At 67.7% G+C, this 16,859-nt stretch carries 16 protein-coding genes; 6 read left to right on the top strand and 10 right to left on the bottom strand.

Going from position 1 to position 16,859, the window contains the following annotated elements:
• Positions 1 to 30: 30 nt before the first annotated feature.
• From DYS74_RS04200 to DYS74_RS04180, 5 genes are all read right to left on the bottom strand, one after another.
• On the bottom strand, positions 31 to 1,713 hold the full coding sequence (locus tag DYS74_RS04200; protein WP_245965190.1) for a putative transporter: 1,683 nt from the start codon (positions 1,711 to 1,713) through the stop codon (positions 31 to 33).
• Between the two features lie 249 nt (positions 1,714 to 1,962).
• Complete coding sequence (locus DYS74_RS04195; protein WP_121531244.1) at positions 1,963 to 2,532, bottom strand: peroxidase-related enzyme; 570 nt, start codon at positions 2,530 to 2,532, stop codon at positions 1,963 to 1,965.
• Positions 2,533 to 2,599: 67 nt separating this feature from the next.
• Complete coding sequence (xth, locus tag DYS74_RS04190) at positions 2,600 to 3,379, bottom strand: exodeoxyribonuclease III (protein ID WP_121531243.1); 780 nt, start codon at positions 3,377 to 3,379, stop codon at positions 2,600 to 2,602.
• 61 nt (positions 3,380 to 3,440) lie between these two features.
• Positions 3,441 to 3,626 (bottom strand): hypothetical protein, encoded by a 186-nt coding sequence (locus DYS74_RS04185; RefSeq protein WP_147435445.1) that lies wholly within the window; start codon positions 3,624 to 3,626, stop codon positions 3,441 to 3,443.
• Positions 3,627 to 3,739: 113 nt separating this feature from the next.
• A complete protein-coding gene (locus DYS74_RS04180; RefSeq protein WP_121531239.1) occupies positions 3,740 to 4,069 on the bottom strand; it encodes a HesB/IscA family protein in 330 nt (109 codons plus the stop codon).
• A gap of 84 nt (positions 4,070 to 4,153) precedes the next feature.
• Between DYS74_RS04180 and DYS74_RS04175 the strand changes: the two genes are divergently transcribed.
• On the top strand, positions 4,154 to 5,350 hold the full coding sequence (locus DYS74_RS04175) for a deoxyguanosinetriphosphate triphosphohydrolase (protein ID WP_121531237.1): 1,197 nt from the start codon (positions 4,154 to 4,156) through the stop codon (positions 5,348 to 5,350).
• Between the two features lie 197 nt (positions 5,351 to 5,547).
• Positions 5,548 to 5,973 carry an OsmC family peroxiredoxin gene (locus tag DYS74_RS04170; protein ID WP_121531235.1) on the top strand — a complete coding sequence of 142 codons (426 nt, stop codon included), beginning with the start codon at positions 5,548 to 5,550 and terminating at the stop codon, positions 5,971 to 5,973.
• Positions 5,974 to 5,975: 2 nt separating this feature from the next.
• Here the strand turns inward: DYS74_RS04170 and DYS74_RS04165 are convergent, their stop codons facing one another.
• On the bottom strand, positions 5,976 to 6,440 hold the full coding sequence (locus DYS74_RS04165; RefSeq protein ID WP_121531233.1) for a DUF6869 domain-containing protein: 465 nt from the start codon (positions 6,438 to 6,440) through the stop codon (positions 5,976 to 5,978).
• Positions 6,437 to 8,032: a peptide chain release factor 3 gene (locus DYS74_RS04160; RefSeq protein ID WP_121531232.1), complete on the bottom strand. Its 1,596-nt coding sequence runs from the start codon at positions 8,030 to 8,032 to the stop codon at positions 6,437 to 6,439. Before DYS74_RS04160 ends, DYS74_RS04165 begins: the two co-directional genes overlap by 4 nt.
• 216 nt (positions 8,033 to 8,248) lie before the next feature.
• On the opposite strand from DYS74_RS04160, the gene DYS74_RS04155 reads away from it, so the two are divergent.
• From DYS74_RS04155 to DYS74_RS04145, 3 genes are all read left to right on the top strand, one after another.
• Entirely contained in the window at positions 8,249 to 10,804 is a 2,556-nt protein-coding gene (locus DYS74_RS04155; RefSeq protein ID WP_121531230.1) for a penicillin-binding protein 1A, read from the top strand.
• A 96-nt stretch (positions 10,805 to 10,900) separates the two neighbouring features.
• Complete coding sequence (gene prfB / locus DYS74_RS04150; RefSeq protein ID WP_121531228.1) at positions 10,901 to 12,025, top strand: peptide chain release factor 2; 1,125 nt, start codon at positions 10,901 to 10,903, stop codon at positions 12,023 to 12,025.
• 4 nt (positions 12,026 to 12,029) lie between these two features.
• Positions 12,030 to 12,593 carry an adenylate kinase gene (locus tag DYS74_RS04145; protein WP_121531226.1) on the top strand — a complete coding sequence of 188 codons (564 nt, stop codon included), beginning with the start codon at positions 12,030 to 12,032 and terminating at the stop codon, positions 12,591 to 12,593.
• Positions 12,594 to 12,595: 2 nt separating this feature from the next.
• Here the strand turns inward: DYS74_RS04145 and DYS74_RS04140 are convergent, their stop codons facing one another.
• A complete protein-coding gene (locus tag DYS74_RS04140) occupies positions 12,596 to 13,744 on the bottom strand; it encodes a Hint domain-containing protein (protein WP_245965189.1) in 1,149 nt (382 codons plus the stop codon).
• Positions 13,745 to 14,087: 343 nt separating this feature from the next.
• Here DYS74_RS04140 and DYS74_RS04135 point away from each other — a divergent pair, with 343 nt between their 5' ends.
• Positions 14,088 to 14,861 carry a DUF2189 domain-containing protein gene (locus DYS74_RS04135; RefSeq protein WP_121531222.1) on the top strand — a complete coding sequence of 258 codons (774 nt, stop codon included), beginning with the start codon at positions 14,088 to 14,090 and terminating at the stop codon, positions 14,859 to 14,861.
• A gap of 80 nt (positions 14,862 to 14,941) precedes the next feature.
• Here DYS74_RS04135 and DYS74_RS04130 read toward each other — a convergent pair whose 3' ends face one another.
• Positions 14,942 to 15,439, bottom strand: coding sequence for a bactofilin family protein (locus DYS74_RS04130; RefSeq protein WP_121531220.1), 498 nt, complete (start codon positions 15,437 to 15,439; stop codon positions 14,942 to 14,944).
• Positions 15,429 to 16,748: a M23 family metallopeptidase gene (locus DYS74_RS04125; protein WP_121531218.1), complete on the bottom strand. Its 1,320-nt coding sequence runs from the start codon at positions 16,746 to 16,748 to the stop codon at positions 15,429 to 15,431. The genes DYS74_RS04130 and DYS74_RS04125 overlap by 11 nt, the downstream gene beginning before the upstream one ends.
• Positions 16,749 to 16,859: the final 111 nt, after the last annotated feature.

Raw genomic sequence — 16,859 nt, 5'->3', positions numbered from 1 at the left:
CCCTGACCGGGCAGGGGGGCAGCGCCCCCCTTACATCAGCAGCAGCACCAGCACCTGCGGCGCAAGGATGCGCAGGCACATCACCAGCGGATAGACCGCGGCATAGCCGATCGACTGCGCCGCGGAATTCGGCGCCATCGCATTCGCGAAGGCGAGTGCCGGCGGGTCGGTCATCGAGCCGGCCAGAACCCCGCTCAGGCTGAGGTAGTTCACTTTCCAGACCATCCGCGCGGCAAATCCCACGATCAGCAGCGGCACCAGCGTGATGATCGCGCCATAGAGCATCCACACCAGCCCGTCGCCATGAATGAGCGTGGCGAGGAAGCTGTCGCCCGCCTTCAGCCCCACCGCGGCGAGGAAGAGCACGATGCCGAGTTCGCGCAGCGCGTGGTTCGCGACCGGCGGCATGAAGAACACGAAGGGGCCGAGGAAGCCGATGCGCGACAGCACGATCGCCACCACGAGCGGCCCGCCCGCAAGACCAAGTTTCAGCGGCGCCGGCAGCCCCGGCACCAGGATCGGCACCGAGCCCACCAGCACGCCCAGCACGATGCCGATGAACACCGCCGAGAACTGCACGTTCTCGAGGCTCTTCGCCTGATTGCCGAAGAGCGGGCGCGCCGCGGCGATCTCCTCCTTGCCGCCGACAACGGTCAGGATGTCGCCGAATTGCAGCGTCAGGGCGCCATCCGCCGGCACCTCGGTGCCCGCGCGCATCACCCGCGAGATGGTGACGTTGTGCGCCTCGAGCCCGAAGTCGCGGATGTGCCGGCCAAGCGCCTTCTTCTCGGTCACGGCGATCCGCTCCCAGGTGAGGCGCGTGCCCTTCGTCGTGGTCAGCGCGCTTTCGGCGCGCTCGCCCAGGATCAGCTCCATCGCATGCAGTTTCGGTGCGGGGCCCACGAGGTGCAGCACGTCGCCGAGGTTCAGCACCGTGTCGCGCGTCGGATGAAGCAGCTCGTCGCCCTTGCGCAGGCGCGACACCACCACGCCCGCGTCGTAGAGATCGGGCACCTCGCCAAGCCGCAGCCCGTCGAGGTTGGGGTTGCGCACCCGCAGGTTGAGCGAGGGCAGCTCGGCCGCGCCGCGCGCGCGGGTGGCGTCGAAGGCGGCTTCCTCGGCCTCGATGCGGATCTTCAGCACGGCGCGAACCAGCAGCATCGAGGTGAGGATGCCGAGGATGCCGAAGGGGTAGGCCACGGCATAGCCAAGCCCCGGCTGCGACAGTGTCGCGGTATCGGCGCCGATGTCTTTCAGCACCTGCGTCGCGGCGCCGAGCCCGGGGGTATTGGTCACCGCCCCCGACATCAGCCCGACCAGCGCCGGCACCGGCACCGAGGTCAGCGCATGCAGGCCGAGCGTCACCAGAACGCCCAGAGCGACGATCGCCGCGGCGATCAGGTTCAGCTGCAGCCCCGATTTCTGCAGCGTCGAGAAGAAGCCGGGCCCGACCTGGATGCCGATCGTGAAGACAAAAAGGATCAGCCCGAATTCGCGGATGAACTCGATCATCGCGCCGTCGAATTTCAACCCCGCGACGGAGGCGAGATGGCCGACGAAGATGCCGGCAAACAGCACGCCGCCGATGCCGAGCCCGACGCCGCGCCAGCTCAGCCCGCCCAGAAGCAGGCCGAGCGCCCCCGCCAGCGACAGCGCCGCGGTGCCGAGCGCGACGCCCGACAGGCCTTGCAGGAAGCCAAGGATCATCTCCATCGCGGGTCTCCATCGTCGATGCTGCGGGTGCGAAATGGTTTCGTCCTCACGCTGCACCCGCAGCCCGCGCCGGTCAATGCGTCAGCGCGTGCGATGCCCAAACCCTTGCGCTCATGCCGGATTTTGCGGCGCAGACGCCACGCTTCCCGGGCCGTTCTTCCTGGCCGAAAGACCTCGGGGGTGAATTTTGCCGCATGGCAAAAGAGGGGGCGGCGCCCCCTCGCGCCGCCGGCCCCGAAGGGCCCGGCCTCAGCGCCCCATCGCGAAGAATTCCGCGTTCGCGCGGATCGAGGCCATGTTCACCAGCCGGTTCGACAGCCCGAAGAAGGCGGTGATCGCGCCGATGTCCCAGATGTCGTCGTCGCTGAAGCCATGGGCGTGGAGCGCGGCATAATCGGCCTCGTCCACCTCCTGCGCCCGCGTGCTCACCTTCAGCGCGAAAGCCAGCATGGCGCGCTGCCGGGGCGTGATGTCGGCCTTGCGCCAGTTCGTGGCGAGCTGATCGGCGAGGATGCGGTTCTTCGTGCGGATCCGCACGATCGCGCCATGGGCGACAACGCAATACTGGCACTCGTTCGCCGCGCTTGTCGCCACCACGATCATCTCGCGCTCGCCCACGCTCAGCCCGCTGTCGCGCTCCATCAGCGCGTCGTGATAGGCGAAGAAGGCGCGGAACTCGTCGGGCCGGTGCGCGAGCGCCAGAAAGATGTTCGGCACGAAGCCCGCCTTTTCGGCCACGGCCTCGATCCGCGCGCGGATGTCTTGCGGCAGCGATGCCAGTGACGGCACCGGAAACCGGCTGATTGGTCTCTCTGTCATTGTGGTCCTCCCTGCGGGCACTGTGCCGCGGGGAGGGGCGCAACGGGAAATGACGTTGCGTCAGCGCTCAGGCGTCAAGCTCGATCACCAGCGGCACATGGTCCGAGGGCTTGTCGCGGCCGCGGATCTCCTTGTCGATGGTGACGCCGCGCAGCAGGTCGGCGGCCTGCGGGCTGAGCAGCATGTGGTCGATGCGGATGCCGTTGTTCCGCTGCCATGCACCCGCCTGGTAATCCCAGAAGGTGTAATGCCCGGGCCCCTCGACCTCGGCGCGGAAGGCGTCGGTATAGCCGAGGTTCACGATCCGGCGGAAGGCCGCCCGGCTGTCGGGCAGGGCGAGCGCATCCTCGCGCCAGGCCTCGGGCCTGGCCGCGTCCTCGTCTTGCGGGATGACGTTGTAATCGCCCGCAAGGATTACCGGCTCCTCGCTTGCCAGCAGCTCGGCCGCGCGGGCGCGCATCCGCTCCATCCAGGCCAGCTTGTAGTCGTATTTCGGCCCCGGCGCCGGGTTGCCGTTCGGCAGGTAGAGCCCGCAGAACCGCACCGCGCGCTTGCCGACCACCGTCGCCTCGATCCAGCGCGCCTGCTCGTCGGCGTCATCGCCCGGCAACCCGCGCTCGACATCCTCGAGCGGCAGCTTCGAGAGCAGCGCGACGCCGTTGAAGCTTTTCTGCCCGTGCGTCTCGATGAAATAGCCCAGCCCCTCGAAGATCTCGTGCGGGAAGGCCTCGTCGGTCGACTTGATCTCCTGCAGCGCGACAAGGTCAGGCTCGGCCTCGCGCAGCCAGGTGACGAGCGCCTCGGCGCGCGCCTTGATGCCGTTGATGTTGAACGTCGCGATCTTCATGGGCGCCTCCCTTTGGGGAAGTTGTAGGGGAAGGGGGCGACGAGGGAAAGGGAGAGGAGGCTCAGTGCTCGGCCTCGTCGAAGAAGCGGTCGAGGATGTCCTGCCCGAAGATCTGATACCTCGGGTCGATCTTGCGGAGCTCGGTGTCGATCAACGGAAAGATGCGCTGACGCAAGGCGATCTCGGCCGCTTCCGGAAAGCTGGACGGGGCGCCGAGCCCCCGCCGATACTGGGTGATCAGCGCCATGAAGGCCTTGTCGACGCGCAGGCTCGCCAAAACGGTTGCGACCTCTGCGTCGGCGAGCCGGAGCAGGACATGACCGCCCCCTTTCGTGCCGACACGGCGTTCGAACGGGCTTCTCACATCGAAAAGCTGATGCCGCAGCCGCACGAACTGGTCGCGTTCGGGTTCACCACCACGAAGCGCGCGCCGATCAGCTCTTCGGTGAAGTCGATCGTGGCGTTTTCCAGGAACGGCAGGCTGACCGGGTCGATCAGCACGCGCTGACCCGCGCCTTCGAGCACGATGTCGTCGGCTGCCGAGGCCTCTTCCAGCGTCATGTCATACTGGAAACCCGAGCAGCCGCCGCCCTCGACGGCGATGCGCAGCGCGCGCGGCGCGTCGGTCGCGCCGTTGATCTCGGCGAGGCGCGCGAAGGCGCGTGGGGTGACTTTCGGCGGCACGAGCATGGCTGAACCCTCCGGGGGCCTGTATTTCCGTAACTTTCCGGATATAGGGTGGGACAGACGAACCGGCAAGACGAGGCGAGAACCGTGCTGCACCCCTATGCCTGCCATCCCGAGGCCAGCCGCGGGCGGCTGTTTCCGGAGAGCATCTCGACCTTCCGCTCGCCGTTCCAGCGCGACCGCGACCGGATCATCCATTCCTCGGCCTTCCGCCGGCTCAAGCACAAGACCCAGGTCTTCGTTGAGCACGAGGGCGATTATTACCGCACCCGGATGACGCATACGATCGAGGTGGCGCAGGTGGCGCGCACGATCGCTGGCGCGCTTGGCCTGAACACCGATCTGGCGGAGGCGGTGGCGCTCGCCCATGACCTTGGCCATCCGCCCTTCGGCCACACCGGCGAGGATGCGCTGGCGGTGCTGATGAAGGAGTATGGCGGCTTCGACCACAACGCGCAGGCGCTGCGGATCGTGACCAGGCTCGAGCGGCATTATGCCGGTTTCGACGGGCTCAACCTGACCTGGGAGACGCTCGAGGGCATCGCCAAGCACAACGGGCCGGTGATCTCGGACAAGGGCGGCTCGCATCAGGTGCCCGACCGCGCGAGCCTGCCCTATGCGCTGGCCGAGATCGACGCGCAATGGGATCTGGAGCTTGAAACCAACGCCTCGGCCGAGGCGCAGGTGGCGGCGGTGGCCGACGATTGCGCCTATAACCACCACGACCTGCATGACGGGCTGCGGGCCGGGCTCTTCACCGAGGACGACCTGTGCGAGCTGCCGATGGTGGGTGAGTGCTTTGCCGAGGTCGACCGGCTCTATCCCGGGCTCGAAGCGACGCGGCGCCGGCACGAGGCGCTGCGGCGCGTCTTCGGCGTGATGGTCGAGGACGTGATTGCGGTGGCGCAGAACCGGCTGGCCGGCCTGCAACCGCGCTCGGTCGACGACATCCGTGCCATGGAGGGGCCGATCATCCGCTTCTCGAAGCCGCTCTACCAGAGCCTGAAGGTGGTGAAGATGTTCCTCTTCCAGCGCATGTATCGCGCGCCGCGCGTGGTCGCCGAGCGGCAGCGCGTGACGGCGATGGTGAACGGGCTGTTCCCGCTCTTCCTCGACCGGCCCGAGCTCTTGCCCGAGGACTGGCAGGGCGATGTGGCGGCGGCGAAGGCGAAGGGCAACGACGGGCGCACCGAGCTTGCGCGCGTCGTGCTGGATTACGTCGCGGGCATGACCGACCGGTTCGCGATTCAGGAATATCACCGGCTGATCGACCCCGACCTCTGAGCGGGGATCCGGCGGGCGGGCAGGGAGGGGGCGCTGCCCCCTCTTCGGCTGCGCCGAATTCACCCCCGAGGTATTTCGGGCAAGGAGAAAGCCGGAAGGAGCGCGTTGCGGCGTGAAGAAAGCCGGCGCGGAACTTTGCGGCGTGGCGTATGTTGATCTTCTGTGGCGCCGCTTCGGCGCATCATGGGAGAGGACAGATGATCCTGAAGACCGGTTCCGCACATTGGGAAGGTTCGATCCGCGAAGGCAGCGGCAGCATCTCGACGCAGTCGGGGGCGCTGGCGGCGCAGCCCTATGGCTTTGCCGCGCGGTTCGAGGGGCGGCCGGGCACCAACCCCGAGGAGCTGATCGCCGCGGCCCATGCCGCCTGCTTCTCGATGGCGCTGTCGGGCGGGCTTGCCGCCGCCGGGGTGGGCGATGTGGTGATCGACACCGTCGCCACGGTGAAGATGGAAAAGCAGGAGGCGGGGTTCGCGATCATCGCCTCGATGCTCACGGTGCGGGTCTCGGGCACGGGTGCGCCGGAGGTCATCCGTGCCGCGGCCGAGGCCGCGAAGGCGGGCTGCCCGGTCTCGAAGGTGCTTGCCTGCGAGGTGGGGATGGAGCTCGAGATCGTCGAATGAGCTCAGGCGGGCGGCAGCGGGCCGCCCGCGTCGAAGCCCGTCTCCATCGCGCCGATGCGGGCCGCCTCGATCCGCGCCCAGACCTCGGGCGCGGTTTCGCCCTGCCAGATCCCGGTCAGCGCGAAGCGGATCCGGGCCGAGCGGCGCGCGGCCTCCTCGAGCCGGTCGATGATCGCGGCGCCATGGCTGGCGATCAGCTCCTCGAGCGGGCCCGCGGCGATCAGCCCGACCTGCCAGGGGTTTTCCGCCTTGCGGATCGCCCGCAGGCAGAAGGCGAACAGTTCCTCGGGATGGGCGTCGAGCTCGAACACGCACAGATCCGACCAGGCCATCTCGTCGGGATCGCCGCGGTCCTCGCGGTGATCGGCGAGCCACAGATCGGCCAGCGCCTCGACGCTGTGCAGCCCCTCGGGGGCGTTCGCGGCCTCGGCGAGGCGGGTGGTCAGATCGGGCGGTAGGGGCGTCACGCCATCATCTCCTTCGTCGCCGAGAGCTTCACCTCGGGATAGTCGCGCAGCACCCGGTCGATGTCCCATTGCAGCCGGGTCAGGAACACCACGTCGCCGTCATGGTCGATCGAGATGTGCTGCTTGTTGGCGTTGACCAGTTTCTCGACCGCATCCTTCGGCCCCTGCACCCAGCGGGCCGAGGTGAATTGCGAGGGCTCGAAGCGCACCGGGATGCCGTATTCGATCTCGATCCGGCTCGCCAGCACGTCGAACTGCAGCGCGCCGACGACGCCGACGATGAAGCCCGAGCCGATCGAGGGCTTGAACACCTTGGCGGCGCCTTCCTCGGCGAATTGCATCAGCGCCTTCTCGAGGTGCTTGGCCTTCATCGGGTCGGTCGAGCGCACCGATTGCAGCAGTTCCGGCGCGAAGGAGGGGATGCCGGTGAAATGCAGCACCTCGCCCTCGGTCAGCGCATCGCCGATGCGCAGCTGACCGTGGTTCGGGATGCCGATGATGTCGCCCGCCCAGGCCTCCTCGGCAAGCTCGCGGTCGGCGGCGAGGAACAGCACCGGGCTGCTGACCGCCATCGGTTTCTTCGTGCGCACGTGCAGCAGCTTCATGCCGCGCTCGAAATGGCCCGAGGCGAGGCGGACGAAGGCGACGCGGTCGCGGTGCTTGGGGTCCATGTTCGCCTGCACCTTGAAGACGAAGCCGGTGACCGGCTTTTCCTCGGGCATCACCATCCGCTCGGCCGCCTTCTGCGGTTCCGGCTCGGGGCCGTATTCGCCGATGCCGTCCATCAGTTCCTTCACGCCGAAGGAGTTGATCGCCGAGCCGAACCAGATCGGCGTCATCGAGCCTTCGAGGAAGCGGGCGCGATCGAAGGCCGGGAGCAGCTCGCGTGCCATCTCGATCTCCTCGCGCAGCTTCGCGAGCAGGTCGGCGGGCAGGTGCTCGGCCAGTTTCGGATCGTCGAGCCCCTCGATCTTGACGCTTTCGGCGACACGGTTGCGGTCGGCGCGGTCCATCAGTTCCAGCCGGTCGTGCAGCAGGTCATAGCAGCCGAGGAAATCGCGGCCCTGACCGATCGGCCAGCTTGCCGGCGCCACGTCGATCGCCAGGTTCTCCTGGATCTCGTCGATGATCTCGAAGGTGTCGCGCGCCTCGCGGTCCATCTTGTTGCAGAAGGTCACGATCGGCAGGTCGCGCAGACGGCAGACCTCGAAGAGCTTGCGGGTCTGGCTTTCCACGCCCTTCGCGCCATCGATCACCATCACCGCGGTGTCGACCGCGGTGAGCGTGCGATAGGTGTCCTCGGAGAAGTCCGAGTGGCCGGGGGTGTCGACGAGGTTGAAGCGGAACTGCTTGAAGTCGAAGCTCATCGCCGAGGCGGAGACCGAGATGCCGCGGTCCTGTTCGAGCTTCATGAAGTCCGAGCGCGTGCGCCGCGCCTCGCCCTTCGCGCGCACCTGACCGGCCATCTGGATGGCGCCCCCGAACAGCAGGAACTTTTCGGTCAGCGTGGTCTTGCCGGCGTCCGGGTGCGCGATGATCGCGAAGGTCCGGCGGCGGGCGATTTCGGCGGGGAGAGGGGCGCGGTTTGTCATGGCGCGCTCATAGCGCGGGCGCGCTCACGGAGCAAGCGGGGCAAGCGTGGGCGGGGCCGGCGCACCGGGCAAAAAACGGGCGTTTCGCGGCCCGCCGCGGGGCGGCAGAGCGGCGCCACGTTCCCGATCGCGTGACATCAAGTTGTTTTGACCCTTGCGCGCCCCCACGCTATAGGGGCAGCCAATCGGGGGCGGACTGCCCCATGGGGGTGACCGTTGATCCGTTTCATTCTGTCCTTCTTCGGGGGGATCTTCTCGTGGATCGTCACCGCGCTGGTCTTCGCGGCGCTGACGATCGGGGCGATCTTCTGGATGTATTCGCGCAACCTGCCGAGCTATGAGCAGCTGGCGCAATACACGCCGAAGACGATCTCGCGGATCTATTCGGGCGAGGGGCAGCTGATCGACGAATTCGCCGAGGAACGGCGCATCTTCGTGCCGATCAACGACATGCCGGCGATCGTGAAGGAAGCCTTCATCTCGGCCGAGGACAAGAACTTCTACACCCACAAGGGCTATGACACCCGCGGCATGCTGGCGGCGATGGTGACGGCGGTGCGCTCGGGCGGCAAGGACGTGCGCGGCGCCTCGACGATCACCCAGCAGGTGATGAAGAACTTCCTGCTCGACGGCTCGCGCTCGATCGAGCGCAAGATCAAGGAGCTGATTCTCGCCTCGCGCGTCGAACAGGCGCTGTCGAAGGACCGCATCCTCGAGCTTTACCTGAACGAGATCTACCTTGGGCAGAACTCCTATGGCGTCGCGGCTGCGGCGCAGACCTATTTCAACAAGCCGCTGAGCGCGCTGACCGTCGGCGAGGCGTCCTATCTGGCCGCGCTGCCGAAGAAGCCGGCCGAGCTGCATCCGGTGCGCAACTACGAAGACGCAAGGCTGCGCCGCAACTACGTGCTGCGCCGCCTCTATGAGGATGGCCACATCGATCAGGCGACGATGGAGGCCGAGCAGGCGAAGCCGCTGAAGACGGTGCAGAACGGCGATTACCCGCCGTTCCGCGATGCGCTGCCGCCGCGCGACTATTTCACCGACGAGATTCGCCGGCAGCTGTCGAAGACCTTCGGTCAGGAGGAATTCTTCGGCGGCGGCCTGACGATCCGCGCCACCATCGACCCCGACATGCAGCGCCAGGCGGCGAAGGCGCTGCAGCACGCGCTCGAGACCTACGACCGCAACCAGGGCATCTGGCGCGGCACCGGCGTGACGATCGCGGCCGACCAGCTCGGCGACGAGCGCAGCTGGCGCGCGGCGCTGGCCGCCGTGCCGACCGACAAGGCGCCGCGCGACGTCGAGGGCTGGCGCCCGGCGGTGGTGCTCGACACCTCCGACAAGGGCGCGCGGATCGGCATCGAGGGGATCGAGGAAGATGCCGACGGCCACTGGATCCCGAACGAGGACGCGACCTGGGCGCGCAAGCTGCGCAAGGACGGCAAGCTCGCCGCCCGGGCGAAGCGGGCGGCCGACCTGGTCGAGACCGGCGATGTCGTCCTGGTGCGCGCGCTTGATGACGATGCCGGCACCTTCAAGCGCTGGTCGCTGCGCCAGGTGCCGCGCGTCGAGGGCGCCTTCATGGCGATGGACGTGAACACCGGCCGCGTCATCGCGATGCAGGGCGGCTTCTCCTATCAGTCCTCGGTGTTCAACCGCGCGACGCAGGCACAGCGTCAGCCGGGCTCGAACTTCAAGCCCTTCGTCTATGCCGCGGCGCTTGACTGGGGCTTCTCGCCCGAGACCATCGTGGTCGACGCGCCGATCGAGGTGAACACGCCGCAGGGCCTGTGGCGGCCGAAGAACTCGTCGAACAAGTTCTACGGCCCGACGCCGATGCGCACCGGGCTCGAGCAGTCGCGCAACCTGATGACCGTCCGCATCGCGCAGACGATCGGCATGGACACGGTGGCGCAATATGCCGAGAAGTTCGGCGTCTACAATCCGATGAGCCATTTCCTCGCGAACTCCCTCGGGTCGCAGGAAACGACGATGTATCAGCTGATCTCGGCCTATGCGATGTTCGCCAATGGCGGCGAGCGGGTCGAGCCGACGCTGGTCGACCGCGTGCAGGACCGCTGGGGCCGGACGATCTATCGCCACGACCAGCGGGTGTGCGAGGATTGCGCGGCGCGCAACATCGCGATGGGGCTTGGCCCGCGGATCGTGTCGAGCCGCGAGCGGGTGATCGACCCGGTGACCGCCTATCAGATGATCTCGATGATGCAGGGCGTGGTGCAGCGCGGCTCGGGGCACGGGGTGAACCTGCCGGTGCCGGTGGCGGGCAAGACCGGCACCACGAACGACGCCAAGGACGTGTGGTTCACCGGGTTCACCTCGAACATCGTGGCCTCGTGCTACATGGGCTATGACCAGCCGCGCACGCTCGGCCCCGGCGCCTATGGCGGCACGCTCTGTGTGCCGGTGTTCAACGAGTTCATGCAGGCCGCGGTCAAGGTCTATGGCGGCAGCGCCTTCAAGGTGCCGCCGGGGGGCTATTGGGCGAAGTTCAACCGCTTCACCGGCGAGCGGCTGGCCGACGATGCCACGGGCGATTTCGTGCAGGCCGAATACCTGCGCGAGGGCCAGGGCATGAGCGGCATCGGCGCGATCGTCGACGGCGGCTTTGCAATGGGGCAGAACCTGCCGCTCTTCGCGCAGGGCGAGACCGACGAGGGCGACCGCTCGGTCACCACCTCGACCGGCCAGACCAAGGTGATCCCGAAGAAGGCCGATTTCGGCACCGTGAGCTCGGGCGGCCTGTACTGAGACCCCTGCACCAGCAGGCATTTCGGCGCCCGGGTGCTTGCCCGGGCGCCAGCTTGCCTGTATCACCGCGACGACAAGACAGGAAGGACAGGACCGATGCGCGCCGAGACGCAGAACATCGTGGACGCGATCCGCAAATCGCTGAAACTTCTGGGCCAGCGGATGGACCTCGAGACCGCGCCGCACCGGCTCGAGGAATTCAACGCGATGATCGAGGATGGTGACCTGTGGTCCGACCCGGCGCGCGCGCAGAAGCTGATGCGCGAGCGTCAGGTGCTGATGGACCAGATGGAGACCTACAAGCGCATCGAGCGCGAGGTGACCGACAACGTCGAGCTGATCGAGCTGGGCGAGATGGAGGACGATCCCGATATCGTCACCGAGGCCGAGAAATCGCTGCGCGAGCTGAAGGCCTTCGCCGATGCCAAGGAGCTCGAGGCGCTGCTCGACGGCGAGGCGGACGGCAACGACACCTTCCTCGAGATCAACGCGGGCGCGGGCGGCACGGAAAGCTGTGACTGGGCCTCGATGCTGGCGCGGATGTACACCCGCTGGGCCGAGAAGAAGGGCTATACCGTCGAGCTGATCTCGGAAACCGCGGGCGACGAGGCGGGGATCCGCTCGGTCGCCTACAAGATCACGGGCAAGAACGCCTATGGCTGGCTGAAGTCGGAATCGGGTGTGCACCGTCTGGTGCGGATCTCGCCCTATGACTCGGCGGCGCGCCGGCACACCTCGTTCAGCTCGGTCTGGGTCTATCCGGTGGTCGATGACAACATCGACATCGTGGTGAACCCGAACGACATCCGCATCGACACCTATCGCTCGACCGGCGCCGGCGGGCAGCACGTGAACACCACCGACTCGGCGGTGCGCATCACCCACCTTCCGACCGGTATCGTCACCACCTCGTCGATGAAGTCGCAGCACCAGAACCGCGAGGCGGCGATGAACGCGCTGAAGGCGCGGCTCTATCAGATGGAGCTCGACAAGCGCAACGCCGCGATCAACGCCCAGCACGAGGCGAAGGGCGATGCTGGCTGGGGCAACCAGATCCGCTCCTATGTGCTGCAGCCCTACCAGATGGTGAAGGATCTGCGCACCGGCTACGAGACCTCGGACACGCAAGGGGTTCTCGACGGAGACCTCGACGGGTTCATGGCCGCGACACTGGCCCTCGGGGTCGAGGGCAAGTCCCGCGCCGACGCACAGGCGGACTGAGGCGATGGCGGCGCGGGTCTATATCACCGGCGCCGCAGGGTCTGGGACCTCGTCCCTCGGGCGGGTCCTGGCCGAGCGCCTCGGCGTGCCGCATCTCGACACCGATGCCTTCTTCTGGGCGCCGACCGACCCGCCCTATACCGTCAAGCGCCCGGTCGAGGAGCGCGTGGCACTGATCGCCGCGGCGCAGCTGGGCGAGGGGCCGGAGGGGGGCTGGGTGCTTTCGGGCGCCGCCGATGGCTGGGGCGAGTTGGTGATCGATGGCGCCGACCTGATCATCTTCCTCGTCACGCCGACGCCCCTGCGTCTGGCCCGCATCCGCCGCCGCGAGGCCGAGAAATTCGGCGCCCGGGTGAAGCCCGGCGGCGACATGCACCACAACCATGCCGAATTCCTGAAATGGGCCGCCTCCTATGACGAGCCCTATTTCTCGGGGCGCTCGCTGACCCGGCACCGCGACTGGCTGGCCGGCCGGTCCGAACCGGTGCTGGAGCTGTCGGGGGCGAAGCCGGTGCCCGAGCTTCTGGCCGCCGTCTGGTGGCGGCTGCAGGAGCTGAACCTCGTCTGAGGTCAGCCCGCCATCACCAGCGGCTGGCCGTTCTTCGCGTGCCGTGCGCTCAGCTTGCGGCCGGTGCGCCCGTCGGTGAAGGGCCGTGCGGCCGGGGCGACGGGCAGGCCCGCGCGCAGTTCGGGAAACAGCGCCAGCACCTCGGCCCGTGCCGCGCGGGTCAGGCTGCGCAGCGCCTGCGTGCCGGTGTAGAGCGATTCCGCCTCGGCACCATTCGCGAACACCACCTCGTGCCGGTCGAAGAGCAGGTGCAGATACTGCACCGGCCCGGGCGCTGCCAGCACCTCGATGCCGGGCAGGCCGACGAGGTGCTTGGCCGCGATCAGCACCTCGCGCGCGCCGCTGACCCGCTCGGCAATGCGCGAGCGCATCAGGATACGGTGCTGCGGCGAGACCAGAAGATCCTGTGCCGGCAGCCCACGGCCAAGCGCGTCGCGCGCGATCCGCACCGGCAGCATGTGCGGCGCGACGGTCAGCGCCGCGCGGTCGAGCGTGCGGCTGCCGATCCAGCGCAGCGGTTGCAGCCCGTGATCGAGCGTGCGGATCAGATCGCCCGCCACCAGCGTCTCGATCGGGCGGGAGCCCTGCGCGGTGTCGATCTCGGTGCCGGCGCAAAAGCAGATCGCGCTGATCGCGTGATAGGCGTCCGAGAAGTCGAGCTGGCGGTCATTGTCGCCCACGGCCAGATCGCCATTCTCGTCGCTGGCGTAATAGGTCAGTGTCGTCGGCTGGGTCGGCAGCCCGCCGTTCAGGTCCAGCAGCAACCAGCCCTTGTTGCCCTCGAAGACGATGTAATCGTCCCCCGCGCCCAGACCCGCGACGAGGTCGTTCTTCGGCGTCAGGCTGTTGTAGCCGTTCACCGGGGTCCAGCCGGCGCCGCCCACGGTCGGATCGCTGTCATTGTCGCCCGAGGCGTCATAGACCTGCAACTGCCAGAACTGGCCGTTCTGAAACTCGGTCGCCGAGCTGTTCTTGTTGCCGGTCCAGACCAGCCGATAGAGCGTGTCCGAGCCGTTCAGCGCCCGCACGTTGCGCATCACCATGCCGAAGTTGCTGTCGCCCGGGTTGCCCTGGTTCGTGGGCTGGCCCGAGACCGAGGCGAGCATGTCCCCCGTCAGGTAGATCGGATCGGTGTAGACCGTGTCTGCCATGCCTGTCAGTCCCCGCACGGTTGACGGCGCGGCGTCCCGGATCGCTCGGGGGCCGCGCCTCCGCGCGTCGGAGGTGCCTCTTGCTCTCGTTACAACTGCTCGCGCGCCGCTTCGGCGGCGCTTTTGTATTTTGATAATCAGGATGCCGGAACGCCGCGGAAATGCAAGGAAAAGCGGCGAAATTGTGACATTTGCGGCCAGCCGTGCCTGTCTTGCCGCGCCGCCACAGGGCCGGCGTGCCGCGCTGCCGCGAGGGATTTTCTTGCCGGGAGCGCCCGCCGGCCGCATCCTGAGACGAAGGGCTCGGGGAGGGGCCCGTCCGCTGGCATTCAGGGAGGGTTGCATGGTGGAAGTGATGAACGGACCGTCGGAGTTGCCCGAGGTGAAGGAGATGCCGCTGTCGATGATCCCGGAGGTGCTGCGCGCGGGCTGGCGCGATTTTCGCCGCGCGCCGGCCTTCGGGCTGTTCTTCTCGGCGGTCTATGTGCTCGGTGGCGTCGTGCTGTGGCAGGTCTTTGCGGCGCGCGGCGAGGAATGGTGGCTCGTGCCCTTCATCCTCGGCTTTCCGCTGCTGGCCCCCTTTGCCGCGATCGGGCTTTACGAGGTCAGCCGCCGGCTCGAGGCGGGCGAGCCGCTCTATTGGCCCGCGGTGCTGGGCGTCGTCTTCGCGCAGAAGGACCGGCAACTGCCGTCGATGGCGATGGTGATCCTGCTGATGTTCATGTTCTGGGTCTTCGTCGCGCACACGACCTTCGCGCTGTTCATGGGCACCAGCGCGCTGACCAATGTCTCGTCCTCGCCCGAGGTGCTGCTGAGCGGCAACGGCCCGGCGATGCTGCTGACCGGGGGCGTGATCGGCGGCATCTTCGCGGCGCTGCTGTTCAGCTTCACCGTCGTCGGCCTGCCGCTGCTGCTGGAGCGCGAGGTGGATTTCATCACCGCGATCATCACCTCGGTGCAGGCGGTGCTGGCGAATGCGGGGGCGATGGCAGCCTGGGCGGCGGTGATCGCGGGGCTGCTGTTCCTCGGCATGGTGCCGCTGTTTCTGGGGCTGTTCGTGGCGCTGCCGGTGCTTGGCCACGCGAGCTGGCACATGTATCGCGCGCTGACGTCGTGATCCCGGCGCGGTCCGCGCCGGACCGGCATGAAAAAGGGCGGCCCGCGGGCCGCCCGATCTCGTTCCTGCGCCTCGCGGCCTCAGGCCTTCGGCGCGGAGGGATCCGGCGGCGCGAGCTTCGGCGCCTGCGCGCCCTGCAGCGGGTCTTCCTGACGCTGCACCGAGCCCTCGAAATGCGCGCCGCTCTCGATCGCGATGGTCTTGTGGATGATGTCGCCCTCGACGCGGGCGGTCGAGGTCAGGCGCACCTTGATGCCGCGCACGCGGCCCACGACGCGGCCGTTCACCACGATGTCGTCGGCGACGATCTCGCCGCGGATGGTGGCGGTCTCGCCCACGGTCAGCAGATGGGCACGGATGTCACCCTCGACCACGCCCTCGACCTGGATGTCGCCGGTAGTCTTGATATTGCCGACGATGGTCAGATCAGAGGACAGGACCGAGGCCGGCGGTTTCGCCCGCGGCGCGCCGGTCGCAACGTCGCCCGCGGGGCGGGGCGCAGGGGTCTCGGCCTTCGGCTTGTCGGCTTCCGGGGTTGCCTTCGGGCCCGGATCATGGATTTTGCTCTTAGAAAACATCTTTTGCCGCCTTGATGAAGGTCATCGGGTTGATGGGGTCACCGCCAACCCGGATTTCATAGTGCAGATGCGGTCCGGTGGACCGACCAGTATTGCCACTATCACCAATCACATCCCCGCGCGACACTTTTTGCCCGACTTTCACGCGGATTCTGGACAGGTGGCCATAGACGGTGGAGACGCCGAATTCGTGCCGGACCTTCACCACATTGCCATAGCCGTTCTCCCATTCGGCAGCGATGACGATGCCATCGGCCGGGGCGTGGACCTGCATGCCGACCGGGCCGGCCAGGTCGATGCCCGCATGCAGCCGGCCCCAGCGATAGCCGAAGGGCGAGGTGAAGCGATAGCCGCCGTAGATCGGGATGGCGAAGGGAAGCTTGTCGACGGCGATGCGATACATGTTCATCTCGTCGAGCCGCTCGAGAATGCCGTTCGCGCGCGCCGCGTCACGGGCGATCGCCGGGTCCTCGCCCTTGGTCGAATAGGAGATCGGCATCAGCGGTCCGCCGGTGCCGGAATAGCCCTTGCGGATCTGGCTCAGGATCGAGTCAGGGTTCATCCCGGCGTTCCTGAACATCCGGTCGAGCGGCGTCATCGACACCTTCACCGCGCCTTCGAGAGTGGTGAAGATCTCGTCGTTGCGTTCCTCGAGCAGGCGCTTTTCCAATGCGATGCGGTCGGCATCGACGCGGGCGTCCTCGGCGTCGCGGGCGGCGGCGTCGCGCTCGGCCGCGGTGTCGTTCAGAACGGTCGACAGCATGTCGACGGTGCTTGCCATGTCGTCGGCGCGCGCGGTGAGCGAGGTGGCCTTGCCGGCATCCTTGTCCTGGGTCTTGGCCAGTTCCGCCCGGGCGTTGTCGCGTTCGGTCATGGTGCGGCGCAGCGTGCCCTGGATCACGTCGATCCCGGTCTCGAGCTCGCGCCGCCGCTCTTCCGAGGCGAGCAGCTGCGACTGCATCTGCGACACCTGGTCAAGCGCGAGCTGGAAGCGTTTCTGCGCCGCCACGGCCTCGCTCGCGCGGCTGTCGCGTTCCTTGGCAAGGGTGACGAGGCGCTGCTCGAAGGCGGCCTGTGCGACCGCCGCCTGTTCGCGCGCAGAGCCCGAGGAAATGCCGGCGATGAACAGCAGCGAGGTCGCCACCACCGCCCAGAGGAAGAACGCCCCCGCCGCGGCCAGCACCCAGGCCTGGGTGATCGGGCGCAGCCGCACGAAGCGGGTGGCGCTGTCGGATTTCATGAAGAGCCGCTGTTCGGGAAGGAACCGTCCGAGGCTCGAATTCACGCGGGCGATGAGGCGCTTGGGCACGCTTTGAGTCCTGTGAAGTGGTCATCAGAACGGGGCCGGGCCCCGAAGTCCGGGGCGGCACCCTGAGGCGCCCCGCAACGGACGGCTTCCGCTTAACAACCGCGGGCGGCG

The organism is Paenirhodobacter hankyongi (assembly GCF_003664585.1).
Taxonomy (GTDB): Bacteria; Pseudomonadota; Alphaproteobacteria; order Rhodobacterales; family Rhodobacteraceae; genus Rhodobacter; species Rhodobacter hankyongi.
The sequence above is the reverse complement of the archived record's forward strand: the minus strand, read 5'-3'. Positions and strand labels throughout refer to the sequence as shown.